Annotated in this window: 22 protein-coding genes; 12 read left to right on the top strand and 10 right to left on the bottom strand. The window is 75.2% G+C overall.

The features are described from left to right. Window positions 1-237: 237 nt before the first annotated feature. The 6 genes from KPF22_RS07665 to glgB all read left to right on the top strand — a co-directional run bounded on the left by KPF22_RS07665 (window position 238) and on the right by glgB (window position 8,276). On the top strand, window positions 238-1,593 hold the full coding sequence (locus tag KPF22_RS07665; protein WP_224401581.1) for an aminoglycoside phosphotransferase: 1,356 nt from the start codon (window positions 238-240) through the stop codon (window positions 1,591-1,593). A gap of 168 nt (window positions 1,594-1,761) precedes the next feature. After that, window positions 1,762-2,409, top strand: coding sequence for a hypothetical protein (locus KPF22_RS07660; protein WP_208823506.1), 648 nt, complete (start codon window positions 1,762-1,764; stop codon window positions 2,407-2,409). After that, window positions 2,397-3,644, top strand: a complete 1,248-nt coding sequence (locus KPF22_RS07655) for a glycosyltransferase (RefSeq protein WP_224401580.1) — start codon at window positions 2,397-2,399, stop codon at window positions 3,642-3,644. Before KPF22_RS07660 ends, KPF22_RS07655 begins: the two co-directional genes overlap by 13 nt. After that, window positions 3,641-4,504 (top strand): alpha/beta fold hydrolase, encoded by an 864-nt coding sequence (locus KPF22_RS07650; RefSeq protein ID WP_208823510.1) that lies wholly within the window; start codon window positions 3,641-3,643, stop codon window positions 4,502-4,504. Before KPF22_RS07655 ends, KPF22_RS07650 begins: the two co-directional genes overlap by 4 nt. Further along, a complete protein-coding gene (locus tag KPF22_RS07645; RefSeq protein WP_208823512.1) occupies window positions 4,501-5,601 on the top strand; it encodes a glycosyltransferase family 1 protein in 1,101 nt (366 codons plus the stop codon). Before KPF22_RS07650 ends, KPF22_RS07645 begins: the two co-directional genes overlap by 4 nt. An 86-nt stretch (window positions 5,602-5,687) precedes the next feature. Beyond that, the gene (glgB, locus tag KPF22_RS07640) at window positions 5,688-8,276 is read left to right on the top strand and encodes a 1,4-alpha-glucan branching protein GlgB (RefSeq protein WP_224401579.1); all 2,589 of its coding nucleotides are present in this window, start codon (window positions 5,688-5,690) and stop codon (window positions 8,274-8,276) included. A 262-nt stretch (window positions 8,277-8,538) separates the two neighbouring features. Here glgB and KPF22_RS07635 read toward each other — a convergent pair whose 3' ends face one another. The 3 genes from KPF22_RS07635 to KPF22_RS07625 form a co-directional block, all read right to left on the bottom strand. Beyond that, complete coding sequence (locus KPF22_RS07635; protein ID WP_208823517.1) at window positions 8,539-9,795, bottom strand: aromatic acid/H+ symport family MFS transporter; 1,257 nt, start codon at window positions 9,793-9,795, stop codon at window positions 8,539-8,541. A 43-nt stretch (window positions 9,796-9,838) separates the two neighbouring features. After that, entirely contained in the window at window positions 9,839-11,158 is a 1,320-nt protein-coding gene (locus KPF22_RS07630) for a glycosyltransferase family 87 protein (RefSeq protein WP_224401578.1), read from the bottom strand. A 117-nt stretch (window positions 11,159-11,275) separates the two neighbouring features. Further along, window positions 11,276-12,223: a tetratricopeptide repeat protein gene (locus KPF22_RS07625; RefSeq protein ID WP_224401577.1), complete on the bottom strand. Its 948-nt coding sequence runs from the start codon at window positions 12,221-12,223 to the stop codon at window positions 11,276-11,278. 470 nt (window positions 12,224-12,693) lie between these two features. Between KPF22_RS07625 and KPF22_RS07620 the strand changes: the two genes are divergently transcribed. Further along, window positions 12,694-12,939: a hypothetical protein gene (locus KPF22_RS07620; protein WP_062397308.1), complete on the top strand. Its 246-nt coding sequence runs from the start codon at window positions 12,694-12,696 to the stop codon at window positions 12,937-12,939. 163 nt (window positions 12,940-13,102) lie between these two features. On the opposite strand, the gene KPF22_RS07615 is transcribed toward KPF22_RS07620, so the two are convergent. Beyond that, a complete protein-coding gene (locus KPF22_RS07615; RefSeq protein ID WP_224401576.1) occupies window positions 13,103-13,906 on the bottom strand; it encodes an alpha/beta fold hydrolase in 804 nt (267 codons plus the stop codon). After that, the gene (locus KPF22_RS07610) at window positions 13,903-14,217 is read right to left on the bottom strand and encodes a thiamine-binding protein (protein ID WP_224401575.1); all 315 of its coding nucleotides are present in this window, start codon (window positions 14,215-14,217) and stop codon (window positions 13,903-13,905) included. Before KPF22_RS07610 ends, KPF22_RS07615 begins: the two co-directional genes overlap by 4 nt. A 64-nt stretch (window positions 14,218-14,281) precedes the next feature. Here KPF22_RS07610 and KPF22_RS07605 point away from each other — a divergent pair, with 64 nt between their 5' ends. Further along, a complete protein-coding gene (locus tag KPF22_RS07605) occupies window positions 14,282-14,785 on the top strand; it encodes a MarR family winged helix-turn-helix transcriptional regulator (RefSeq protein WP_062397315.1) in 504 nt (167 codons plus the stop codon). A gap of 10 nt (window positions 14,786-14,795) precedes the next feature. Here the strand turns inward: KPF22_RS07605 and KPF22_RS07600 are convergent, their stop codons facing one another. After that, window positions 14,796-14,990 carry a hypothetical protein gene (locus tag KPF22_RS07600; protein ID WP_145983083.1) on the bottom strand — a complete coding sequence of 65 codons (195 nt, stop codon included), beginning with the start codon at window positions 14,988-14,990 and terminating at the stop codon, window positions 14,796-14,798. Between the two features lie 83 nt (window positions 14,991-15,073). Between KPF22_RS07600 and KPF22_RS07595 the strand changes: the two genes are divergently transcribed. Further along, window positions 15,074-16,195 (top strand): helix-turn-helix transcriptional regulator, encoded by a 1,122-nt coding sequence (locus KPF22_RS07595; RefSeq protein WP_208824857.1) that lies wholly within the window; start codon window positions 15,074-15,076, stop codon window positions 16,193-16,195. A 13-nt stretch (window positions 16,196-16,208) separates the two neighbouring features. Here the strand turns inward: KPF22_RS07595 and meaB are convergent, their stop codons facing one another. Continuing rightward, entirely contained in the window at window positions 16,209-17,168 is a 960-nt protein-coding gene (gene meaB, locus KPF22_RS07590) for a methylmalonyl Co-A mutase-associated GTPase MeaB (RefSeq protein ID WP_208824855.1), read from the bottom strand. Between the two features lie 75 nt (window positions 17,169-17,243). After that, a complete protein-coding gene (locus tag KPF22_RS07585) occupies window positions 17,244-18,431 on the bottom strand; it encodes an acetyl-CoA C-acetyltransferase (protein ID WP_208824852.1) in 1,188 nt (395 codons plus the stop codon). 138 nt (window positions 18,432-18,569) lie between these two features. On the opposite strand from KPF22_RS07585, the gene mce reads away from it, so the two are divergent. From mce to KPF22_RS07570, 3 genes are all read left to right on the top strand, one after another. Continuing rightward, window positions 18,570-19,028: a methylmalonyl-CoA epimerase gene (gene mce, locus KPF22_RS07580; RefSeq protein WP_208824850.1), complete on the top strand. Its 459-nt coding sequence runs from the start codon at window positions 18,570-18,572 to the stop codon at window positions 19,026-19,028. A gap of 189 nt (window positions 19,029-19,217) precedes the next feature. Beyond that, window positions 19,218-20,549 (top strand): crotonyl-CoA carboxylase/reductase, encoded by a 1,332-nt coding sequence (ccrA, locus tag KPF22_RS07575; RefSeq protein ID WP_208824848.1) that lies wholly within the window; start codon window positions 19,218-19,220, stop codon window positions 20,547-20,549. A 130-nt stretch (window positions 20,550-20,679) separates the two neighbouring features. Continuing rightward, window positions 20,680-22,026, top strand: a complete 1,347-nt coding sequence (locus KPF22_RS07570) for a hypothetical protein (RefSeq protein ID WP_224401574.1) — start codon at window positions 20,680-20,682, stop codon at window positions 22,024-22,026. 82 nt (window positions 22,027-22,108) lie between these two features. Here the strand turns inward: KPF22_RS07570 and KPF22_RS07565 are convergent, their stop codons facing one another. Together KPF22_RS07565 and KPF22_RS07560 are read right to left on the bottom strand one after the other, a co-directional pair. After that, complete coding sequence (locus KPF22_RS07565; RefSeq protein WP_062397326.1) at window positions 22,109-22,426, bottom strand: hypothetical protein; 318 nt, start codon at window positions 22,424-22,426, stop codon at window positions 22,109-22,111. 31 nt (window positions 22,427-22,457) lie between these two features. Beyond that, complete coding sequence (locus KPF22_RS07560; protein ID WP_224401573.1) at window positions 22,458-24,242, bottom strand: 3-hydroxyacyl-CoA dehydrogenase family protein; 1,785 nt, start codon at window positions 24,240-24,242, stop codon at window positions 22,458-22,460. Between the last annotated feature and the right edge of the window lie 54 nt (window positions 24,243-24,296).

The raw sequence follows: 24,296 nt of genomic DNA, 5'->3' as shown, positions 1-24,296 counted from the left end.
GGGATGCCGGGCAGAAACGTGATCACCGCCCGTGACCAACGGGTGGTCGATCCGACACGGACAGTACCGCCCACCCGACCTCCTGACCCGGCCGGGTCGGCCTGTCCCGGTTAGGGTTTTCGCCTGCGGGCCCGGGTGGCACCGACCGGTACCCCCACGTGGTGCGGGCGGTGGCCGCGACCGGTCCGCGGTGGTGTTCACAGGCCGGGCGGACGCCCGGCAGGAGGGGGACGACGCGTGCGGCCGACCGGAGCTTCCGAGGACCTGACGGCGCTCCCGGGCCTGTTGCGTGACTGGCTGCCCGGGCGTCGCTGGTTCGCCGAGAAGGGGCGTCCGCTGACCGGCGTCGCCGTCGCGTCGCGGCACCCGCTGCCCGCCGCCGCGGGTGTCACCGGGCTCGAGGTGCTGGTCCTCGCGGTGTCCTTCGCCGACGGTCCGGACCGGCACTACCAGCTGCTCCTGGCCCGCGCCCCGCACGCCCCGGCCGGGGCCGCCCCGATCGGCGACCACGACGGGCAGGTCCTCTACGACGGCCTGCACGACGGGCGCGTCACCGCGCTGCTGCTGCGGCTGATCGCCGAGCGCACGACCGTCGGTGACCTGTCGTTCGTGCCCGAGCCGGGCGCGGACCTGCCGCTGACCGAGACCGGCCGCGTCGTCGACGCCGAGCAGTCCAACACCTCCGTCCGCTGGGGCGAGCGCTCCATCCTCAAGGTCTACCGGCGCCTGTCCCCCGGTCTGAACCCCGACCTGGAGCTGCACCGGGCGCTGCGCGCGGCCGGGTCGACGTCGGTCGCGGCGCTGCAGGGCGGGATCGAGGGTGTCCTCGACGGCGAGCCCGCCACCTTCGCGCTGCTGCAGGAGTTCGCGGCCGGATCGCACGACGGCTGGGAGCGGGCGACCGCGGCGGTCCGCGACCGGACCGACTTCACCGGCGACGCCCGCGCGCTCGGTGAGGCGCTCGCCGACGTGCACGTCGCGCTGCGCGCCGAGCTCGGCACCTCCGAGGCCGACCCGCGCGAGCTGGCGGCGTACTGGACCCGGCGGTGCGCCGAGGTCGCCGACCAGGTGCCGGTGCTCGCCCCGCACGTGCCCGCGATCCGCGCCGTCTACGACGAGGTGGCCGCGCTGGGCGCGCCCGTCGTCGTGCAGCGGGTGCACGGCGACCTGCACCTCGGGCAGACGCTGCGCCGCCCGGACGGCCGCTGGCTGGTCATCGACTTCGAGGGCGAGCCGGCCGCCTCGCCGGAGGAGCGGCGCGCGCCGGACTCCGCGGTGCGCGACGTCGTCGGGATGCTGTTCTCCTTCGACTACGCCGCCTTCCACCACCTGCTGACCCGGTCCGACACGCCCGGGGCAGGTCTCGGTTCGGACACCACCGAGGCACGCCTCGCTCACGACTGGTCGGCCGCGAACCGTGACGCGTTCTGCGCCGGCTACGCCGCCCGCGCCGGTGAGGACCCGCGCGCGCACGCCGCACTGCTGCGCGCCTACGAGTTGGACAAGGCCGTCTACCAGGTGCTCTACGAGACCCGCAGCCGTCCTACCTGGCTGCCGATCCCGCTCACCGCGATCGCGCGCGGCACCGCGTAGCACGTCCGGGCCGTCGGCGACACCCGGTGGTCACCGGACCTTCCCGCCGTCGACGCCGGGGCGACGCCCGACGCCCCGGGCGGCCCGGCGCGGGATCGTGGAATCCTCCCCGACCAGGAGGACACCCACCGTGAGACGACCACCCCCCACCCGGCCCGAGGACCTGTCGTGACCCCGGCCGGTCTGCTCGGTGTGGACGGTCTGGACGGCGTCCTGGGCCTCGTCCAGCGCCCCGACGGGCCCACGCTCGGCGTGACGCTGGCCGTGCTCTTCCTCGGTGTGCTGGTGGAGGGGCCGGTCGTCAGCGTCGTCGCGGGCTCGCTCGCGGGCGCCGGTCTGCTCGACTGGTGGGTGGTGTGGCTGGTGGCGTTCGCCGCCGACGTCGTCGCCGACACCGCCTTCTACGTCCTCGGCCGCGGCGGGCGCCGCCCGGCCGTCGCTCCGCTGCTGGTCCGGCTGGGTCTGACCGAGCGTCGCTGGGACGCCCTGCGCGCGAAGGTGGGGGGCCGTCCGGGCCGGTTGGTGCTGGGCGCGAAACTGGTGGACGTCGGCGCGATCCCCGCGTTCCTGGCCATCGGCCTGGCCGGGGTGTCGTACCGGCGATTCGTGGCCTGGGTGGTCCCGCTGACGGCGGTGCGTTCGGCACTGCTGGTCGGGATCGGCTGGGTGGTCGGGGGCCGGTTCGCCGCGGAGCTGGCCGACCGGCCGTGGATCATCGTGGCGGTGGGGCTGGGCGTGGGCCTGGTGCTCGTGGCCGGGCGCGCGCTGTGGGTGCGTGCCAGGACCTCGCGGAAGGAGAACGTGTGCGCGTCCTGATCGGGGCCGACACCTGGGCACCGGACGTCAACGGGGCCAGCTACGCCGGACAGCGGCTGGCGGCCGAACTCGCCGCCCGCGGGCACGAGGTGCACGTGGTCGCGCCGTCGCGCGGCCTGCGCAGCCTCCCGCCGCGCCGGGTCGGGCCGGTGACCGAACACCGGGTCCGCTCCTGCCGCGTCCCCAAGCCGCCGGACTTCCGGCTCTGCCCGCCGCCCGGGCTGCGCAGGACCTGCCGAGCGATCCTGCGCCGGGTCCGGCCCGACGTCGTGCACGTGCAGAGCCACATGGTGCTTGGCCGGATGCTGCTCACCGCGGCCGCCGACCTCGGGATCCCGTCGATGGCGACCACGCACATGATCCCGGAGAACATCATCCCGGCGATCAGCTTCCTGCACCTGCCGGAGTCCGGGCTCAAGAAGCTGTTCTGGTGGGACGCGGTGCGCGTGCTCAGCCGGGCCGGGCTGGTCACCGCGCCCACCCCGCTGGCCGCGTCGATGGCCGAGCAGGGCGGCGTCCCCGGCCCGGTGCTGCCCGTGTCCAACGGCCTGGACCTGGGCCGCTTCCGGCCCGACACCACCGGTCGCGGGCCCGCGTTCCGCGCCCGGCACGGCATCGCCGAGGGCGTGCCGCTGGTCGGCTTCGTCGGGCGGCTGGACCGGGAGAAGCACGTCGACGAGCTGGTCCGCGCCACCGCGCTGCTGCGCGCCGGTGCCGTGCCCGACGCGCAGCTGGTCGTCGTCGGCGACGGCGAGGAGCGGGCCCGGTTGGGCGCCCTGGTCCGCGCCGAGCACCTGGAGCACGCGGTCACCTTCACCGGCCGGCTCACCGACGACGAGATCCCCGACGTCTACCCGGCCCTGGACGTGTTCGTGAACGCCGGCACCGCCGAGCTGCAGAGCCTGGTGACGCTGGAGGCGATGGCGACCGGGAAGCCGGTCGTCGCCGTCGACGCGGGTGCGCTGCCGCACCTGGCCCGTCCCGGCGTGAACGGGTGGCGCTACCCGCACGGCGACGTCGCCGCGCTCGCCGACCGGCTGGCCCGGGTGCTCGACGACCCCGACGGCGCGGCCGAGCTGGGGGCCGCGAGCCTGCAGATCGCCTCCGAGCACTCACTGGCGGCCACGGTGGACACCTTCGAGGAGCTGTACCGGACGAAGGCCCGCCCGGTCGTGCCGGTGCGCGCGTTCCGCTCGGCGCGCCGCGCCCGCCGGCACGCGGACACCCGGCGGTGACCGCGACGTCGGCGCCCGCCGTCGCGGTGGCCTCTCCCGTGCACGTCGTCGACGGCGCGCCCACCGTCGTCCACACCCTCGGGGACCCGGACGGGGCGCCGGTGCTGGCGCTGCACGGGTTGCGCGGCAGCCACCACGGGCTCGCGCCGCTGGCGTCGCGACTGGCCGGGTACCGCGTCGTCGTGCCGGACCTGCCCGGGTTCGGGGCGTCGCCGCCGTTCACCGACCGCTCCCACGACGTCGACGGCTACGCCCGCTGGGCCTCGGCGCTGCTCGCCGAGCTCGGCCCGGACACGGTGCTGCTGGGGCACTCGTTCGGGTCGATCGTGGCCGCGGCCGTCTGCGCCGCCGCCGCGACCACCCCGCGGGCGCTGGTCCTGGTCAACCCGATCGCCGAGCCCGCCTCGGGCGCCGGCGGCGTCACCGGCCTCGGGACGGCCGCCACCGCGCTGCTGCACTCCGGTGCCGCCCGGCTCGGCCTCGACGGCCTGCTGCGCCACCGGCTGCTCGCCGACGCCGCGACCGTCTCCATGACCACCACCCGCGACCCGCTGCTGCGTCACTGGATCTCCGACGAGCACCGCGCCCACTTCGGCACCTTCGCCACGACGGCGTCGCTGCTGGAGTGCCTCCGCGCCGCCGGTTCCGGCTCGGTGCGGCCCTGGGCGCCCCGGATCACGGTGCCGACACTGCTGCTGGCCGGGGCCCGCGACCGGGTCGCCCCACCGGCCGGGCAGCACGCGCTCGCCGCCGCCTTCGCCGACGCCCGGCTGGTCCTGCTGCCGCGCACCGGCCACCTCGTGCACTACGAGGCCCCGGCGTGGGCGGCCCGCGAGATCCGGGGTTTCGTGGCGCGGTGAGGGTGCTCGTCGACTGCCGCTACATCCGTCCCGGACGCCCGGACGGCATCGGCCGCTACACCACCGGGCTGGTCCGCGCGCTGGACCGGATCGCCCCGGTGGAGCTGCTGGTGTCCGACCCGCGCCAGCGCGACGGGCTGCCCGACCGGCCCGCGCACACCCTGCCCGCCCCGACCGGGGCCGGGGAGCCGCTGGTCGCGCGGCGGGTGAACCGGATCGTCGCCGGGTCACCCGATGCGGTCGTCTTCAGCCCGATGCAGACGATGGGCACGCTCGGGCGCCGCTACGCGGTGGTGCTCACCGTGCACGACCTCATCTACTACCGGCACCCGGCGCCGCCGCCGTGGCTGCCCGCGACGGTGCGGGCGGTGTGGCGGGCCTACCACCTGTCGTGGTGGCCGCAGCGGCTGCTGCTCGCCGGCGCCGACGCCGTCGCGTGCGTGTCCGGCGCGACCGCGGGCCTGGTCGCGGCGCACCGGCTGTCCCGCCGGGAGGTCGCCGTCGTCCCGGACGCCACCGACTTCCACCTGCCGCCCGGCACGCCGACGCGGTCCCGGCCGCCGGGGAACCGGATCGTCTACGCCGGGTCGTTCATGCCCTACAAGGACGTCGCGACCCTGGCCCGGGCCGCGGCCCGGCTGCCCGGCCACGAGCTCCACCTGGTCTCCCCCGTCCCGCCCGGGGTGCGCGCGGAGCTGGAGCGGCTCGCCGCGCCGGCCCGGCCGGTGTTCCACGACGGCGTCGACGACGACGGCTACCGCGCCCTGCTCGACGGCGCCACCGCGCTGGTCTCCGCCTCCCGCGACGAGGGGTTCGGGCTCCCGGTGCTGGAGGCCATGGCGCGGGGCTGCCCCGTCGTCGTCACCGACATCCCGGCCTTCCGCGAGGTCGCGGGCGACGCCGGGGTGTTCGTCGCGCCGGGCGACGACGCCGGGTTCGCCGCCGCCGTGCGCGCGCTGGACACGACGTGGACGCAGCGCTCCGACGCGGTGCGCGCCCGGGCCGCCGAGCAGACCTGGGACGGCGCCGCCGGCGCGCTGCAGGCGGTCCTGGAACGGGCGCTGGCCCGTCACCGGCGCCGGCGCGGGCGGGGATGACGCGCCCCGCTCACGCTCGACTGCGATCCGGCAACACTGTGCGACCGCGCGCGGCGGACGTTCGTCACCCGCAGTACGGTTCCGCAGTGACCTCCGAGGAGACCCGAGCGACCCGCTCCGAGACCGATGCGTTCGCACCGGACCAGGCGACGACCGACCGGCTCCTGGGCGGTGCCCACCACGACCCCCACTCGGTGCTCGGCGCGCATCCGCACGTCGACGGCACCGTGGTCCGTGTCCTGCGGCCGCACGCCGTCTCGGTGGCGGTGCTGCCCGACGGTGACCGCGCGCAGGCCTGCGAGCTGACCATGGTGCACGACGCCGGACTGTTCTCCGGCCTCGTCCCCGGCTCCGGCGGCGACTACCGGCTGCTCGTGACCTACGGCGACGGCGCCGGCGGCACGACCGAGCAGACGGTCGACGACCCGTACCGCTGGCTGCCGACGCTCGGCGACATGGACCTGCACCTCATCGGCGAGGGACGGCACGAACGCCTGTGGGACGTCCTCGGCGCACACGTCCGGGACTACGACACCCCCTCCGGCCCGGTCGCCGGGACCAGCTTCGCCGTCTGGGCGCCGAACGCCCGCGGTGTGCGGGTCACCGGTGACTTCGACGGCTGGGCCGGTTGGGCGCTGCCGATGCGCTCGCTGGGCAGCTCCGGCGTCTGGGAGGTGTTCCTGCCCGGCGTCGGCGTCGGCGACCGCTACAAGTTCCGGATCCTGGGCCCCGACGGCCGGTGGCGGGACAAGGCCGACCCGATGGCCTTCGCCACCGAGATCCCGCCGCAGACGGCGTCGGTCGTGACCCGCGACGTCCACGAGTGGACCGACGACGCGTGGATGGCCGACCGCGCCCGGCGCCGCCCGCACGCGGAACCGATGAGCGTCTACGAGATGCACCTCGGCTCCTGGGTGCCGGGGCTGGACTACCGCGAGATCGCCGAGCGGCTGGTGGCCTACCTGGACACCACCGGGTTCACCCACGTCGAGCTGCTGCCGGTGGCCGAGCACCCGTTCGGCGGGTCCTGGGGCTACCAGGTGACCTCGTACTTCGCCCCGACCTCGCGGTTCGGCACGCCCGACGACTTCCGGTACTTCGTCGACCGGCTGCACCGCGCGGGCTACGGCGTGATCGTCGACTGGGTGCCCGCGCACTTCCCGCGCGACGAGTGGGCGCTGGCCCGCTTCGACGGCACGGCCTGCTACGAGCATGCCGACCCGCGCCGCGGCGAGCAGCCCGACTGGGGCACGCTCGTGTTCGACTTCGGCCGCAACGAGGTGCGCAACTTCCTCGTCGCGAACGCGCTGTACTGGCTCGAGTCGTTCCACATCGACGGCCTGCGCGTCGACGCGGTCGCCTCGATGCTCTACCTGGACTACTCCCGCGCCGACGGCCAGTGGCTGCCCAACGTCCACGGTGGCCGGGAGAACCTCGACGCGGTGGCGTTCCTGCAGGAGATGAACGCGACCGTCTACCGGGAGCACCCGGGTGTCGTCACGATCGCCGAGGAGTCCACCGCCTGGCCGGGCGTCACCCGGCCCACCTACATGGGCGGTCTCGGGTTCGGGCTCAAGTGGAACATGGGCTGGATGCACGACACGCTCGACTACACCGGGCGCGACCCCATCCACCGCAGCTACCACCACAACCAGATGACCTTCTCGCTGATGTACGCGTTCAGCGAGAACTACGTGCTGCCGATCAGCCACGACGAGGTCGTGCACGGCAAGGGGTCGCTGTGGACCCGGATGCCCGGCGACGACTGGAACAAGGCCGCCGGGGTCCGCGCACTGCTGGCCTACATGTGGGCGCACCCGGGCAAGCAGCTGCTGTTCATGGGCGGCGAGTTCGGGCAACCGCGCGAGTGGTCCGAGCAGCGGTCGCTGGACTGGCACCTGCAGAGCGACGACCCGCTGCACGGCGGGATCACCACCCTCGTCGGGGACCTGAACCGGACCTACCGCGCGCAGTCCGCGCTGTGGTCGCGCGACACCACCCCGGACGGCTTCGGCTGGATCGACGCCAACGACGCGCAGGGCAACGTGTTCTCGTTCCTGCGCCACGGCGTCGACGCCGAGGGCCGCGCCACCGTACTGGCCTGCGTCGCGAACTTCTCCGGCTCCCCCCGCGAGGACTACCGGGTGGGGCTGCCGTTCGCCGGGAACTGGACCGAGGTCGTCAACACCGACGCGTCGGCCTACGGCGGGTCCGGGGTGGGCAACCTCGGGCGGGTCAGGGGCGAGCAGGTCATGTGGCACGGCCAGCCCGCGTCGGCGGTGCTGCGGCTCCCGCCGTCGGGTGTGCTGTGGCTCGTGCCGGAGGAGACCGGCGGCCCGGTGCTGTCCGCCCCGGCGCAGGAGGCGGCCCCGGCCGCGACGGTCCCGCCGCGACTGCCGGCCGCCGCGCTGCCCGACGAGCCGGAGGACACCGATGTCGAGGCACCGGTGACCCCGGACGACGACCTGCGGGTCTCCGCCGCCCCGGCGGACCCGACCGGCCTCGTCGACCCGGGGCCGGACGACTCCGAGGACGTCCCGGGCGCCGATCCGGTCTCCACCTCGGTCGCGCCCGCGCCCGGCACCGTCGGTGTCCGGGCGGTGCGCACCGGCACGTTCGTCAACGGGAGCTCCGGGACGGGCGCGTCGGACACCGGGACCACCGCCGGCGACTGACCTCCGCTGACCGCGACCAGCCCCTCGCCGGGCCGGTCGCGGTCAGCGGTCGGTCGTGCGGGGTCCTCCGCCGGTCCGGTACGGGTCGGCGCGGTGGCGGGTGTGGCGCACCTCCGCACCGGAGCGGTGGGGGGCGGCCGGGGTCGGCCGCGCCGGGCCCGGCCGTCCCGTCACCGTGTCGTCCACCGGCGGACGGTCGCCCCGGGCCGGCGACCTGCGGGACGGTTCGTCGTCGGGGCCGATCCACACGCGTGCCATCGGCTCACCCCGTCACGCGCCGCTCACCGGGTACCGCCAGTACCGCCAGGGCCCCCAGCGCGGCGACCGCCCCGAACGCGAAGAAGCCCCACGGGTAGGCGAGGCCCGCGGTGAGCAGCACACCGCCGAGGAGGGGCCCGCAGATCGCGCCGAGCCGGCCGATCCCGCTGGCCGCCCCGAGCGCCGAGGCCCGGGCGTGGTCCGGGTAGTGCCGGCTGACGAACGCGTAGACCAGCACCTGCGAGCTGAACACGAACACGCCCGCGAGCAGGACGCTCACGTAGATCCCGCCGCCGGGCAGCGGCACCGCGAGCAGCGCCAGGAAGACCGCGCCCGCGACGAACCAGCCGACCGTGGCCGTGCGCAGCCCGATCCGGTCGGCGACCCGGCCCGCGACGAGCAGACCGACGATCGCGCCGACGTTCAGCACGAGCAGCTGGGCCAGCGCCGCGTCGAGCCCGTACCCGGCGACCCGCATGATCTGCGGCAGCCAGGTGTTGAGGCCGTAGACCAGCAGCAGCCCCATGAACGAGGCGACCCAGAACGCCACCGACGAGCGCAGGTAGCCGTCGCGGACGAGCTGGGCGACCGGGTTGCGCGACCGCGGCCCGGCCGGTGCGGCCGTCGCGCGGGCCTCGGCGGGCAGCGTGTCCGGCAGGTACCGGGCCAGCAGCGGGACCAGCACGATCGCCGGGAGCGCACCGAGCACGAACATGGGCCGCCAGCCCCAGACCGGGATGACCAGGATCCCGAGCAGCGAGGTCGCGACGGCGCCGACGTGGTAGCCGGTCATCAGGGTCGTTGTCGCGCTGCCGCCGCGCCCGGGCCGGCTGTGCTCGTTCACCATCGCCAGCGCCACCGGCAGCACTCCGCCCAGGCCGAGCCCGGCCAGGAAGCGCAGCGCGCCGAACGTCCACGGGCCGGTCGCGACCGCGCACAGCAGCGTCAGCACGGAGAACGCGACGACGGTCGCCAGCATCGCCCGGCGCCGTCCGACGAGGTCGGCGAGCGGGCCCGCCGAGAGGGCGCCGGCCATCACCCCGAGCAGCCCGGCGGTGGACACCAGCGACGCCGTCGCCGGGGTCAGGCCCCAGGCGGGCTCCTCCAGCAGCGACGGCAGCACGACGCCGAGCACCACCAGGTCGAAGCCCTCGAGCGCCACCGCCGCCCAGCACAGTGGGGCCACCCAGCCCCCGTGGCGGACGGCGTCGGGGGCGGTGGTGGGTCCGCGGGCGGGATCGGGCCGTGACGTCTGCGCCATCCGGGAGCCTCCTTGCGTCTCGGGTGACGCGGAGTCTGGACCGTCAGGCCGGTGCGCGGGCCGTCTCTTCCGCAGAGCGGAAGGGCCCGCCGGGAACCGGTCCGGTCGCCGGACGCAGCAGCGACCACCAGGTCACCAGGAGCACCGCCGTGTAGAGCGCCCGCCCGAGCGGGGTCGCCCAGCCGCCGTCGGCCCACAGGTCCGACCAGCTCACCGGGACGACGGCGAGACACCCGATCGCGACGACGACCCGGCGGCGGGTGTCCCCCGCCTCCCCGGAGGCGACGAGCGCCAGCAGCCCGGGCACGAGCAGCAGCAGGTAGTTGTGCCAGGCGATCGGCGCGGCCAGCAGACCGGTGGCGAGCACCGCGAACAGCGCCGTCCCGCCCGGGTCGGTGCCCGCGGCCGGGCCGGCTCCGTACCGGCGGGTACGCCGTCCGAGGTGGACGAGCGTGCCGACCGCGACCCCCGCGCCCACGAGGGTCCCGACGACGGTCGGGATCCCCCAGCGCAGCGCCTGGCCCGGGAGCGAGGCGTTGTCCGGGGTGGGGCCGACCGGCTCGGCCAGCGCCATCGCCAGCCACTGGAACGCCGTCGGCCACCCGGCGACGGCGACGCCGACGAGCGTCGCGACCGCCGCGGCGGCGATCCCGGCCGCGAACGGCCGCCACCGGGCCTGCACGGCGGGGAGCAGCAGCACCGGCGCGAGCGAGGGCTTGAGGGCGACCGTCACGCCGTAGCAGGCGGCGGCCAGCAGCGGGTGCCCGCGCCGTTCGGCGACCCAGCCCGCGGTCAACCCGGCCAGCAGCAGCGGATAGATCTGGCCCAGCAGCAGCGTCCCGTGCAGCGGGGACGACGCCAGCACCACCACGAGCGCGCCGGTCGTCCAGCGGCGGCCCGGCCGCAGCTCCCGGCAGACCAGCAGCACCGACCCGGCGACGAGCAGCACCGACAGCGCCGTCAGCAGCCGGTAGCCGGTGACCGGGTCGGGCAGGGCCAGCGGCGCGAGCAGCACCGACAGCAGCGGCGGGTTGAGGTTGTGCAGGCGGGCGCCGGTGTCGTAGATCGCGGCGCTGCCCGGGCCGTGCCGGACCAGCGCGTGCGCCGAGGCGCGGAAGGTGTCGAAGTCGACGTGCATCCGCGCGATGTCGGTCGCCGGGATCCAGCGCAGCAACGGCGGGCCGCCCAGCAGGAACAGCAGTACCGTGGTCACCACCGCGGCGACGGCGACGACCGGCGCCACCGGACGGGCGAGGCGGTGCACGGCGTCGCGCACCGCGCGCGCCCGCCGCGCCGTCCGCCCGGTCCACCCCGTCCGCACGTGGTCCGCCGCGGCGGGGCCAGACCGGAGGTCCGCGGTCACCGCGTGTCCCGCTGACCGGCCGATGCCGCCCCGGTCCTCGGGGGCACCGGATCCGGCGGCCGCGGGGTCCGCGGGTGGACCTCCGGCGGCCGGTGGGTCATCGGGGCGGGGTCCGGCTCAGAACAGGGCGCGGGCGAGCGCGCGCCGGGCCGTGGCGACCCGCGGGTCGTCGGCCGGGAAGAGCTCGAAGAGCCCGACGAGGTGCCCGCGGGCCCGGTCACGGTCCTCGCCCCCGGTCCGGGCGACCGTGCCGACCAGCCGGGTGAAGGCGGCCTCAACCCGGTCGGCGGCCAGCTCGGCGTCGGCCGCGGCGAGCTGGGCGTCGACGTCGTCGGGCGCGGCGTCGGCCCGCTCGATCGACGACGGGTCGGCCTGCTCGGCGCGGGCGAGGAAGCGGACCTGCGCCAGCGCCGCCTTCGCCTGCTCGTTGGCGGGCTCGGTGTCGAGGATCGCGGTGTAGGCGGCCTCGGCGGCGGCGTAGTCACCCTGTTCCAGGGCGTCCTCGGCGGCGGTGAAGCGCGGGTCCTCGGGCTCCTCGACGGGCTCGTCCGAACCGGCCGCGGCCGCCCGGCGCTCACCCTCGGCGATGGCGGGCATCCGGTCGCGCAGCGCGTCGAGCAGGGACGTCACCCACTCGGCGACACGGTCCTCCGGGATCGCGCCGTTGACCGCGTCGACCGGCTGACCGCCGACGAGCACGACCAGCATCGGGACCTGCTGCACGCCGAAGGCCTGGGCGACCCGGGGCTGGGTGTCGATGTCGACCCGGGCCAGGCGCCAGGCGCCGCCGCCGGTCGACGCGAGCCGCTCCAGCTCGGCCGACAGCTGCTCCTCGCGCGGGTAGCGGCTGGCCCACAGCTCGACGACGACCGGGACCTGCAGCGACGGCTCGAGGACCTCGCTCTGGAAGCCCTGCTCGGTCGCGTCGACGACCCAGGAGCCCTCGCCCCCACCGGCCGCGGGCGGACCACCCGCGGCACCGCCGGACGGGGCGGGACGGTTCGCCGCATCGGCACGGGCCTTCAGCCCGGAGAGGTCGACCGCCCCGGCCATGGCCGAGGACATCGCCGCACGCTGGGCCGCCTGACGAGGATCTGGGCGAGACACGCCGTCCATCCTGGCACGTCCGCGTGTACGGCGTGACACGCCCCGCCCGGTGACACGCGCCCCCGCGCGACGCGTGCGCCTCGGCCGGTCGGCGTCATCCCCTCGCCGACTCGGGCCCCGTCCGCTCCCGGCCCGTCCCCTCCCCACCCCGCGGGCGACGCTGCTCCGTCCGGCCCTGCGCCGTTCGGTCGCCGGTCCGGCCCCCGGTACAGGGCCGCACGGCCGACGGCGGGGACGACGGCGCGCCCACGATCACCGGACCGGCGGAGCAACACCGGGCGTCGTCACTCGTTGAACACCCTGCAGGGACTCGATGCTGACTCTGCGTGATCGCGGCGGGGCGTTCCCCCGGTTGCCCCACCCCGCGGTTCCCTTCCCCGACAGAACGACCGCCGGCACCCCGGCGCACAACGGAGGGCTCCAACCCGATGAGCAACATGCAGACGACCGACAAGCCGACCCTGGCCTACGCGTCGCTGGCGCTGGGCATCATCGCGATCGCCGCGTTCCTCGTCCCGATCGCCGCCTGGATCCTGGGTGCCGCGGGCCTGGTCACCGGCTTCCTCGCCTACCGCAAGCCGGGCATGGCCAAGCTCGCCCAGATCGGCATGACCGTCAGCTTCGTCGGCATCCTCGCCGGCGTGTACTACTTCTCGACGATCATGGCGGGCTGACGACGGCTCTCCTCGCGGTACGCCGCGACGACGACACGGCCTCCGGACCCGGTCCGGACGCCCGACGGCCGGTGACGGGTCTCCCGTCACCGACCGTCGTCGTCCCGGCCCTCGGCGCTCCGGTGACCCCGCCCCGGTGCGCGGCGACCGGCAGGGCCCGTCGTCAGGCCGGCGCGGCGAGCCCGGCCAGCAGCTCCGCCGTCTCCTCCGGCCGGGTGAGCATCGGGAAGTGCCCGCCCGCGAGCTCCACGAGCCGCGCCCCGACCCGGTCCGCCTCCCGCCGTCCCGCGGCGGGGCTGACGACCCGGTCCTCCGTGCACACCACCGACACCGTCGGCACCGCGGGCCACGACGACACCGGGCACGGCTCGGCGAGCAGCGACCAGTCCTGCGGGCGGAGCTGCGCCGCCGCGTCCGCGACCACGGCCCGCCCGTCGCGCCCCGCCGCGTCGAGCTCGTCGGCGACGCCCCGGTAGAGCCCGTCGGCGACCGCCCGCGCGTCCGGCCAGTACGTGCTGACCCCCGGGCCGCGACGGACCTCGGCGTCGTAGCCGGCGACCATCAGGTCGCGCTCGGCACGCATCCGGTCCCGGTAGGGACGACCCGGCTCGGGGACGAGCGCCGCGACCAGGACCAGCGCCCGGACCCGGTCGGCGATCCGGCCGGCGGCCGCGGTGGCCACGAGGCCGCCGAGCGAGTGGCCGACCAGCACGACCGGCGGACCGTCGCCCCGGGGACCGGGCCCGCCCGGTCCGTCGCCGGCCCCGGACAGGACCGCGCCGACGAGCTCGGCGTGGCCGACCCCCGGCTCGTCGGACGGGAGGTCCGGCGCGACCGCCGCCACACCCCGGGCCGCCAGTGCCTCGGCCACCGGCGCCCACGACACCCCGCGGTGCCAGGCGCCGTGGACCAGCACGACCCGTGCCGGACCGGGTCCCCCGGCCCCCGGGGCGGCCGGGGCGGTCACGCGCCGCCCCCGCGCAGGTGCTCCTCGACCCGCTCCACCTTGGCCTGCAGCTGCCCCTGGTACCCGGGCCGGATGTCGGCCTTGAGGACCAGGCTGACCCGCGGCGACACGGCGGTGACGGCCTCGACGGCGCGCTTGACCACCGCCATCCCCTCGTCCCAGGTCTCGGACTCGATCGTGGTGAACATCGAGGTGGTCTCGTTCGGCAGGCCGGATTCGCGGACCACCCGGACGGCCTCGGCGACGGCCGCACCGACGCTGCCGTCCTCGGAGTCCGATCCGGACGGGGCGATGCTGAAGGCGAAGAGCATGCCGACACCGTGCCACGCCCGGCATACGGAACGGATCCGGTCAGGCACTTGCTAGCGTCGGGCCATGGCATCCCGCGGGTCGCTCCCCTTCGACCCGATCCAGCGTGCGGCCGAGCTCTGGGAGGAGCGGGTCGGCCCCGCGCGCACGATGGCGACGGTCACCAGCGTGATGCGGGTGCAGCAGATCCTGCTCTCCGCCGTCGACGCGGCGCTGCGGCCGCACGGGCTGACCTTCGCCCGCTACGAGGCCCTGGTGCTGCTGGACTTCGCGCGCCGCGGCAGCCTCCCGATGCGGGTGATGGGCGAGCGCCTGCAGCTGCACCCGACGAGCGTGACCAACATCGTCGACCGGCTGCAGGGCGACGACCTCGTCCGGCGGATGCCGCACCCCACCGACCGCCGCGCCACCCTGGTCGAGCTGACCACCGAGGGGCGCGCCCGGCTGGAGAAGGCCACGGCCGCGGTGACCGGCATCGACTTCGGCCTGTCCGGGCTGGACCCGGCCGAGGAGGAGCAGCTGACCGCGCTGCTGCGCTCGGTGCGCCGCGCCGCCGGCGACTTCGCCTGACCCGCGCACCTCAGCCGGCCCGTCTCCGCCGTCGCGGCCCGCCCGGTGGCGGACCGCCGTGTCCCGGGCCGCGCCAGCTGCGCATCACCGATCCGCGGGGCGGCCGGGGCCACAGCATCCGCCGCACCGCGGCCCGCCCGGCCAGCGCTCCACTGAGGCCGGACAGACCCACGCACGCCAGGTAGTCGATGAGGTCCACGGGCACGCTCCGGAGGATTCGGGGTGGTGGTGACGCGGGGTGCGTCAACGGTGTTGACCCTACGACGGGGCACCGACAGAATCGGTCGCGTGCACGCTCCACCGCCCTCCACCGACCGGCCCTCCCCCGCCCGGCCCGGTACCGGCGCGACGCTGCGGGCGGCGCGCGACCGGCGGGGCTGGTCCCAGTCCGAGGCGGCCCGCGCGCTGGCCGCGCTCGTCGCCGGGAGCGGCGGCACCGCGCGGGCGGCGAGCCTGAAGACCCAGCTGTCGCGCTGGGAGAACGGCCACGCCGTCCCGGACGCCGCGCACCGCGCACTCCTGGCCGAGCTGTACGACAGCACCCCCGCCGGGCTCGGCCTCGCCGACGCGACCGGACCGGACACCCTCGACGGGGCGGCGCGGCTGCGTGCGGCGCTGGAGCGGGCCGCCGCAGTCGGCGAGGAGGAGCTGGACCTGCTGCGCGCCCAGTGGGCCGCCACCACCGCGCTGGACGACCGGCTGGGCACGGCCGCCGCCCACGACGCGGTGGCCGCCGTGGTCGCCCAGCTGCGCGAGCCGGCCGCGCACGCGCGGGACCCGCGCCGGGTGCGGGCGCTCACCGGGCTGCTCGCCGCGGCCGCGCTGCGGCTCGGGGACCAGGAACGCGACCGTGCCGCCCCGGACCGGGCGTGGGCGGCCTACGTCGAGGCGGAGTCCGCCGCCCTGCGAGCCGGTGACCCGGGCACCGCGGACGAGGCCCGGCTCCGGCGGGAGCGGCTGCTGGCCGAGCTGCCGGCCGTGGACGCGCAGGACGGCGCTCCGGATCCGGCCGGACCGCACGGCGCCACCGGACGGCGCGCGACCGCCTCGACGGGCGCCGCCGGGCCCGGGGAGGCCGCCCCCGGGGACGAGGCCGGGCACAGCGACGAGACCGGGCGCAGCGGCGAGACCGGGGACAGCGGCGAGACCGGTCGGGCCGGCCCCGGGCCCCGCCCGACCATCGACGTCCACACCGCGCCCGCGTGGCTCACCGTCGCCGACGGCGCGCCGCAGAGGCCGGTCCGCGAGCGCACCGACCTCGCCCTGGACGAGGTGCTCACCGCCCTGCGCGACGGCGACGGCCCCGCCGCGCGGGCCGCCCACGCCCGGGCCCGGGCACTCGCCCTGCGCAGCGGGTCGCAGCGCGTCCTCGACCGGCTCGCGACGCTGCCCGGGGCCACGCCCCCCTGACCGGGGTACCGGCTCAGCCCGACTGTTCCAGCAGCTCGTCGGCGGCGGCCCACGGGTCCAGCTCGCCGCCCAGCACCCGCTCGGTGAGGGTGTCGAGCGCGTCGCCGCCACGCACCCGTTCCATCCGGGCCCGGACCTGTTCCATCCCGATGCCCTCGATCTCGCGACGCGCCCGCTCGCGGCGCCGCCGTTCCCGTTCACCGGACTTCTCGGCCCAGGCGAGGTGCTCGTCGAGGGCGTCGGCGACGGCCCCGATCCCCTCCGAGCGGGACGCGACCGTCGAGAGCACCGGCGGCTCCCACGGCTCGGCACCGTCCGGCGTGCGCAGGTGCAGCATGTTCCGCAGCTCGCGCACCGTGCGGCGGGCCCCCTCGCGGTCGGCCTTGTTGACCACGAAGACGTCGCCGATCTCCAGGATCCCGGCCTTGGCCGCCTGGATGCCGTCGCCCATCCCGGGCGCGAGCAGCACGACGGTGCTGTCGGCGAGCCCGACGATCTCCACCTCGGACTGCCCGACACCGACGGTCTCGATCAGCACGACGTCGCAGCCCGCGGCGTCGAGTACCCGCAGGGCCTGCGGCGTCGCCCAGGACAGCCCGCCCAGGTGCCCGCGGGTGGCCATCGACCGGATGAAGACGCCGTCGTCGTCGGCGTGGTCGCCCATCCGCACCCGGTCGCCCAGCAGCGCCCCGCCGCTGAACGGTGAGGACGGGTCCACCGCCAGCACCCCGACCCGGCGTCCGCGCGTCCGCAGCTCGGTGACCAGCGCCGACGTCGACGTCGACTTGCCCACCCCCGGGGACCCGGTCAGCCCGACGACGTGCGCGCGCCCGGTGTGCGGCGACAGCGCCGCCGACACCTCCCGCAGCTGCGGGCCGGCGTTCTCCACCATCGAGATGAGCCGGGCGACGGCGAGCTGTTCGCCGCGGCGGGCGCGTTCCACCAGCTCGCGGGGGTCCGGCGGTCCGGGCACGGTCGGCCTCCTTGTCGGGGGGCGGATGCACGTCGGCCCCCGCCGAGGCGGGGGCCGACGTGGACTACACGGAGATCAGGCCTTGGGGACGCGCACGATCAGCGCGTCGCCCTGGCCACCGCCGCCGCACAGCGCGGCCGCACCGACGCCGCCGCCGCGCGCCTTGAGCGCGAGCGCCAGGTGCAGCGCGATCCGCGCGCCGGACATGCCGATCGGGTGACCGAGGGCGATGGCGCCGCCGTCGACGTTCACCTTCTCCTCGTCGATCCCGAGCTTGCGGGCGGAGACGATGCCGACCGCGGCGAACGCCTCGTTGATCTCGATCAGGTCGAGGTCGGCGGGCTGGATGCCCTCCTTCTCGCACGCCTTGGCGATGGCGTTGGCCGGCTGCTCGTGCAGCGAGGCGTCCGGACCGGCGACGACGCCGTGCGCGCCGATCTCGGCGATCCAGTCCAGGCCCAGCTCCTCGGCCTTGGCCTTGCTCATCACGACCACGGCGGCCGCGCCGTCGGAGATCTGCGAGGCCGACCCCGCGGTGATGGTGCCGTCGGCGGCGAAGGCGGGGCGGAGCTTGCCCAGGCCCTCGGCGGTGGTGTCGCCGCGCACGCCCTCGTCGGTCGAGAAGACGACCGGGTCGCCCTTGCGCTGCGGGATCTCGACCGGGGCGATCTCCTGGTCGAACGTGCCGTCCTGCGCGGCGCGGGCGGCGCGCTGGTGCGAGCGGGCGGAGAAGGCGTCCTGCTCCTCGCGGGTCAGGCCGTAGCGCTCGTTGTACTTCTCGGTGGAGGCACCCATCGCGACCTGGTCGAACGCGCAGAACAGACCGTCGTAGGCCATGTGGTCGGTGAGGGTGGCGTCACCGAACTTGGTGCCCTCGCGGGACTTGGTGAGCAGGTGCGGGGCCTGGGTCATCGACTCCTGGCCACCGGCGACGACGATGTCGAACTCGCCGGCGCGGATGAGCTGGTCGGCCAGCGCGATGGCGTCGACACCGGACAGGCAGACCTTGTTGATGGTCAGCGCCGGGACGTCCATCGGGATGCCGGCCTCGACGGCGGCCTGACGCGCCGGGATCTGTCCCGCGCCGGCGGTGAGGACCTGCCCCATGATCGTGTACTGGACCTGGTCGGGGGCCACACCGGCGCGCTCGAGCGCGGCCTTGATGGCCACGCCGCCCAGCTGGGCCCCGGAGAAGCCCTTCAGGGAGCCGAGCAGACGGCCCATCGGGGTGCGGGCGCCGGCGACGATCACGGTTCCGGACACGGGGTCCTCCATCAGGCTTCGTTGTCAGGTGGGCCGCCACCATACCCACGGCCACGACCCGTCCGGACGCACCGAACGGTGGGGGTGACCAGTGGCACAGGCACCTACCGACGAGTAGAACCGGTAGCTTCTGCCCCCATGACGACAACCGAGGACGCCCTGTCGCCGCTGGTCGTGGCCGTGGACCACGTGGGCATCGCGGTGCCCGACCTGGACGAGGCCATCCGCTGGTACGCGGAGAACCTGGGCCTGGTCGCGGTGCACACCGAGACCAACACCGAGCAGGGCGTGCGCGAAGCCATGCTCGGGGCGCCCGGCGAGGCGGCCGGCGCCACGAAGGTGCAGCTGCTCGCCCCGCTGAACGAGGACTCGACGATCGCGAAGTTCATCGGCCGCAACGGCCCGGGACTGCAGCAGGTCGCCTACCGGGTCACCGACGTCGCCGCCGCGGCGGACGCGCTGCGAGCGAAGGGCCTGCGCCTGCTCTACGACGCCCCGCGCCGCGGCACGTCGAACTCGAAGGTCAACTTCGTGCACCCGAAGGACGCCGGCGGGGTGCTGGTCGAGCTCGTCGAACCGGCCGCGGAAGCGCACTGACGGACGACGCACGACCCCGTCCCGAAGGACAGTACGGACGTCCGGTGGGGTGCATCACGAAGCGCACTTCGGGTATCACCCTCACCGGCGACCTACGGTTAAGATACTACGCAGTAACTTGTGGTATCCCAAGCATCATCGGGTGAGCCCACCCGACTCCCCTGACAACGTCGCCATCGGAGGCCAGCAGTGAAGGACATCCGCGACGCCATCCTCGCCGGACGGTTCACCGACGTCGGAGGCCTGGAGGTGCCCGAGCACTACCAGGGCGTCACCGTCCGCGCCGAGGACGCGAACATGTTCGAGGGTCTGACCACCAAGGAGAAGGACCCGCGCAAGAGCCTGCGCGTCGAGGACGTCCCGGTCCCCGAGCTCGGCCCCGGTGAGGCGCTCGTGGCCGTCATGGCCAGTGCGATCAACTACAACACCGTCTGGACCTCGATCTTCGAGCCGGTCTCGACGTTCAGCTTCCTCAAGCGCTACGGCAAGCTCTCGCCGCTGGCCAAGCGGCACGACCTGCCCTACCACGTGGTCGGCTCCGACCTCGCCGGCGTCGTCGTGCGGACCGGGCCGGGCGTGAACAGCTGGAAGCCGGGCGACCAGGTCGTCGCGCACTGCCTCTCGGTCGAGCTGGAGAGCCCGGACGGGCACTCCGACACGATGATGGACCCGGAGCAGCGCATCTGGGGCTTCGAGACCAACTTCGGCGGCCTCGCCGAGCTGGCCCTGGTCAAGTCCAACCAGCTGATGCCGAAGCCGGACCACCTCACCTGGGAGGAGGCCGCGTCCCCGGGCCTGGTCAACTCCACCGCCTACCGCCAGCTGGTGTCGAAGAACGGCGCCGACATGAAGCAGGGCGACGTCGTGCTGATCTGGGGCGCCTCCGGCGGCCTCGGCTCCTACGCCACCCAGTTCGCCCTCAACGGCGGCGCCACCCCGATCTGCGTCGTCTCCTCGGAGGAGAAGGCCCAGATCTGCCGCGACATGGGCGCGGAGCTGGTCATCGACCGCAACGCCGAGGGCTACAAGTTCTGGAAGGACGAGACCACCCAGGACCCGAAGGAGTGGAAGCGGCTCGGCGCGAAGATCCGCGAGCTCACCGGCGGTGAGGACCCCGACATCGTCTTCGAGCACCCGGGCCGCGAGACCTTCGGCGCCTCGGTCTACGTCACCCGCAAGGGCGGCCAGATCGTCACCTGCGCCTCGACCTCGGGCTACATGCACGAGTTCGACAACCGCTACCTGTGGATGAACCTCAAGCGGATCGTCGGCTCGCACTTCGCGAACTACCGCGAGGCCTACGAGGCCAACCGGCTCGTCGCCAAGGGCATGATCCATCCGACGCTGTCGCGGGTGTACCCGCTGACCGAGACCGGCCAGGCCGCCAACGACGTCAAGCAGAACCTGCACCAGGGCAAGGTCGGCGTGCTCGCGCTGGCTCCCGAGGAGGGACTCGGCGTCACGAACCCGGAGAAGCGCGAGAAGCACCTGTCCGGTATCAACCGGTTCCGGGGCGTCTGACCCCCGTTCGGTCCTCCGGAGGCCCCGTCCGTGTCACACGGACGGGGCCTCTGTCCATAGCGGGGTGAACCCCGTGACCCTCGGTGCGAACTCACGGCTGTGGAACGTCGGCGACGGTACGGTGAACGACATGGCCGGTGACCACGATGTGCCCGTACCCCGGACCGGTTTCTCGATCGCGCGCCGCGGCTACGACCAGGCGCAGGTCGACAGCCACCTGCGCCGGCTCGACGCCGAGGTACGCATGCTGGCGGCCGACCGTGACGCGGCGGTCGCCCAGAACACCCGGCTGAGCCGCGAGCTCGACGACGCCCGCACCCGCGCCGAGGCCATGCAGCAGCAGGTCAACCGGCTCGCCGGCCCGCCGCAGAGCGTGCAGGGCATGAGCGAGCGGCTCCGGTCGATGCTGCGTCTCGCCGAGGACGAGGTCGCCGAGATGCACGCCGCGGCGAACCGCGAGATCGCCGAGATGCGCCGCCAGGCCGAGGAGCACGCCCGCACCGTCGTCGAGGACGCGCGCGTCCGGGCCGAGCAGACGGTCGCGCAGGCCGAGGCCACGGCCGCGGAGGCCGCGCACCGGTCCGCCGAGCGGGAGCGCGCCGCCGAGGAGAAGCAGTCCCGCGTCGAGCGGGAGCTGGCCGCGCTGCGTGAGCGCACCGAGGCCGAGCTCGCCGAGCGGCGACGCGTCACCGAGGCCGAACTGGCCGAGCAGCGCGCGACGACCGAGCGCGAGCTCGCCGAGCAGCGCAGCACCACCGAGCGCGAGCTCACCGAGGCCGAGCGCACCGTCACCGCCCGGATCACCCGCGCCGACACCGAGGCCCGGGAGAACCGCGAGCAGGTCGAGCACGACTTCCGGATCGCGATGGACCAGCGCCGTACCGAGGCGCTGACCTCGCTGTTCGCCGAGCGCGACGCGCTCGAGGCCGACATCTCGCGCCGTGAGCGCGAGGCCGCGGAGCGGATCCGCCGCGACCTGGACCAGGCCCGCACCGACGGCGAGAAGATCCGGTCCGACGCCCGCCGGGACGCCGAGGAGACCACCTCCGCCGCCCAGCGCCGCGTCGAGCAGCTCATCGGGCTGCGCGCCCGGGTCGCCGAGCAGCTGCGTGGCGCGCGGTCGCTCATCGAGTCCGGCGTCGACGACCTCGATGCGGGCCCGGCCCTAGCCGACCTGCCCGCCGACGAGCCGCCCGCGGGGCAGGCCCCCGTCGAGCAGCCCGCGGCCGGGATCGCCGAGCCGCCGACCACCGTGGCTCCCGCGGAGCCGGGCGCGGCCGACACCCCCGCGAGCAGGCCCCGCACGGTCGAGGAGGCCGTCGCGGCGACGGAGCGCCGACCCGCCGCCGCGGGGAGCGAGCCGGAGCCCCCGGCCGGGCCGACGGGCAGCGGGAGCTCCGGATCCGGCCGCCCCCGGCCCTCGCCGCGGGCCCGCAGCAGCTACGGCGGCAGCAAGCGCACCGCACGCACCCGCTGAGCGGGACCCGTCCGCGCGGCGCGGTACGGCCGGGAACCGGCACCGCGCGGCGCGGGGCCGCCGGGAACCGGCACCGCGCCGCTCAGTGCCGCCGGAAGCCCGCCCGCCGACGGTCGCGCGCGTTCCAGCACGGCAGGTGCCAGTGCCGCCGCTCCTCGACCCCGCGGCCGTCCTCGGCGGGCCAGGTCACCACGTGCGGCATCCCCGAGGGCAGCAGCTGGTCGCAGCCGGGGCACCGGTAGTGCTTCACGGTGGTGCCGCCCGGCACCCGGCGGACGTAGTGCTCGCCGTCGCGGCCGCTCTCCAGGTCGGTCGTCATGCCGCTGCCCAGCGGCGGCGCGACGGGACGGCCCCGCCCCCGTTCCGAGGGGCGGGGCCGTCGCGCACGCCGTCCTGCCATGCCCCCAGTGTCCCAGGGGTGCCGGGATCCCTCAGCGCTTGGTGTAGTCCCGGAACCCGTGACCGGTCTTGCGCCCGAGCCGTCCCGCGGTGACCAGGTGCTCCAGCAGCGGCGCGGGGGCGAACCCGGCCTGGTGGAACTCGGCGTACAGGGACTTCTCGATCGCCAGCGACACGTCGAGCCCGACGACGTCGAGCAGCTCGAACGGGCCCATCGGCAGCGCGCAGCCGGTCTTCATGGCGGCGTCGATGTCGTCGGCGGTCGCGTAGTGCGCCTCCAGCATCTTGACCGCGTCGTTCAGGTACGGGAACAGCAGCGCGTTGACGATGAACCCGGCCCGGTCACCGCAGCTGACCGGGACCTTCTTCAGCTTCTGGCACACGTCGAGGATCGTGGCGGCCACATCGCGCGAGGTGCCGATCGTGGACACCACCTCGACCAGCTTCATCACCGGTGCGGGGTTGAAGAAGTGCATGCCGATCACGTCGCCGGGGCGGCTCGTGACCGCGGCGCACTCGACGACGGGCAGCGAGGACGTCGTCGTCGCCAGGATCGCGCCCGGCTTGCAGATCTCGTCGAGCGCGCCGAACATCGCCCGCTTGACGTCGAGCTCCTCGGCGACGGCCTCGACGACGAGGTCGACCTCGGCCATGTCCTCCAGCGCGGTGGTGCCGCTGATCCGGGCGAGGACGGCGTCGCGGCCCGCCTCGTCCAGCTTGCCGCGGGCGACCGCCTTGTCCAGGGACTTGCGCACCAGCGCGACCGAGCCCTCGACCTTGGAGTCGCTGCGCCCGCGGACGACGACGTCGTAGCCGGCCTTGGCGAACACCTCGACGATGCCCGAGGCCATGGTGCCGGTGCCGATCACGCCGACCCGCTGAACGTCGCGCAGGGTCACGTCGTCGGGCACGGCCGAGGCCGGGGTCTCGCCGTCGGCGACGACGGTGGAGCTGTGCGGGGCGGAGTAGGTGTAGAAGCCGCGCCCGGTCTTCCGGCCGAGCAGCCCGGCGGTGATCATCTGCTTGAACACCGGGTTCGGCGCGTGCATCAGGTTGCGCGACTCGCCGTACATCGTCTCGAGGATCTCGTAGGCGGTGTCCAGGCCGATGAGGTCGAGCAGGGCCAGCGGACCCATCGGGTAGCCGCAGCCGTAGCGCATGCCGGCGTCGAGGTCCTCGCGGCTGGCGTAGCGCTCGGCGTACATCTTCGCCGCGTGGTTCAGGTAGCCGAACAGCAGCGCGTTGGCGATGAAGCCGGCGCGGTCGCCGATGACGACCGGGACCTTGCCGAGGGAGTCGGCGAACGCCTGGACGTCGGAGATGACGTCGGGCTCGGTGACGACGGTCCGCACGACCTCGACCAGCTTCTGCACCGGTGCCGGGTTGAAGAAGTGCATCCCGACGACCTTGCCGGGGCGGGTGGTGCGCACGGCCAGCTCGGTGACCGACAGCGACGAGGTGTTCGAGGCGAGGATGGTGTCCTCGGCGACGACCTTGTCGACCTCGGCCAGCAGGGCGGTCTTGGCGTCCAGGCTCTCCGGGATGGCCTCGACGACCAGCTGCGCCGGCGCCAGGTCGGCCAGGGTGGTGGTGACGGTGATGCGACCGAGGAGCTCGTCCGCCTGCTCCCGGGTGAGCTTGCCGCGCTCGATGGCGCGGTCGGTCGAGGCCGCCAGGTGGGCCCGGCCGCGCTCTCCCGACGCCTCGTCCACCTCGACGGCGACCACCTCGAGACCGTTGCGGGCGAAGACCTCGACGATGCCCGCCCCCATCGTGCCGAGGCCGACCACTCCGACGGTCCGGAACTCACGTGCCACGCTGCAACCTCCTGGATTCGACAACCCTGTCTTCCGCGTCGTCGCGCATCCTGT

Source organism: Pseudonocardia sp. ICBG1034 (assembly GCF_020131375.1).
GTDB lineage: Bacteria > Actinomycetota > Actinomycetes > Mycobacteriales > Pseudonocardiaceae > Pseudonocardia > Pseudonocardia alni.
This window is presented reverse-complemented; position numbering and strand designations above follow the sequence as displayed.

What these genes read in the sequence shown, in the direction of transcription:
- KPF22_RS07570 (WP_224401574.1), top strand. Translation starts at nt 20,680, where the DNA reads ATGGCCGGTGACCACGATGTGCCCGTACCCCGGACCGGTTTCTCGATC.
- mce (WP_208824850.1), top strand. Translation starts at nt 18,570, where the DNA reads ATGACGACAACCGAGGACGCCCTGTCGCCGCTGGTCGTGGCCGTGGAC.
- KPF22_RS07605 (WP_062397315.1), top strand. Translation starts at nt 14,282, where the DNA reads ATGGCATCCCGCGGGTCGCTCCCCTTCGACCCGATCCAGCGTGCGGCC.
- KPF22_RS07610 (WP_224401575.1), bottom strand. Translation starts at nt 14,217, where the DNA reads ATGCTCTTCGCCTTCAGCATCGCCCCGTCCGGATCGGACTCCGAGGAC.
- KPF22_RS07625 (WP_224401577.1), bottom strand. Translation starts at nt 12,223, where the DNA reads ATGTCCTCGGCCATGGCCGGGGCGGTCGACCTCTCCGGGCTGAAGGCC.
- KPF22_RS07620 (WP_062397308.1), top strand. Translation starts at nt 12,694, where the DNA reads ATGAGCAACATGCAGACGACCGACAAGCCGACCCTGGCCTACGCGTCG.
- KPF22_RS07565 (WP_062397326.1), bottom strand. Translation starts at nt 22,426, where the DNA reads ATGGCAGGACGGCGTGCGCGACGGCCCCGCCCCTCGGAACGGGGGCGG.
- KPF22_RS07635 (WP_208823517.1), bottom strand. Translation starts at nt 9,795, where the DNA reads ATGGCGCAGACGTCACGGCCCGATCCCGCCCGCGGACCCACCACCGCC.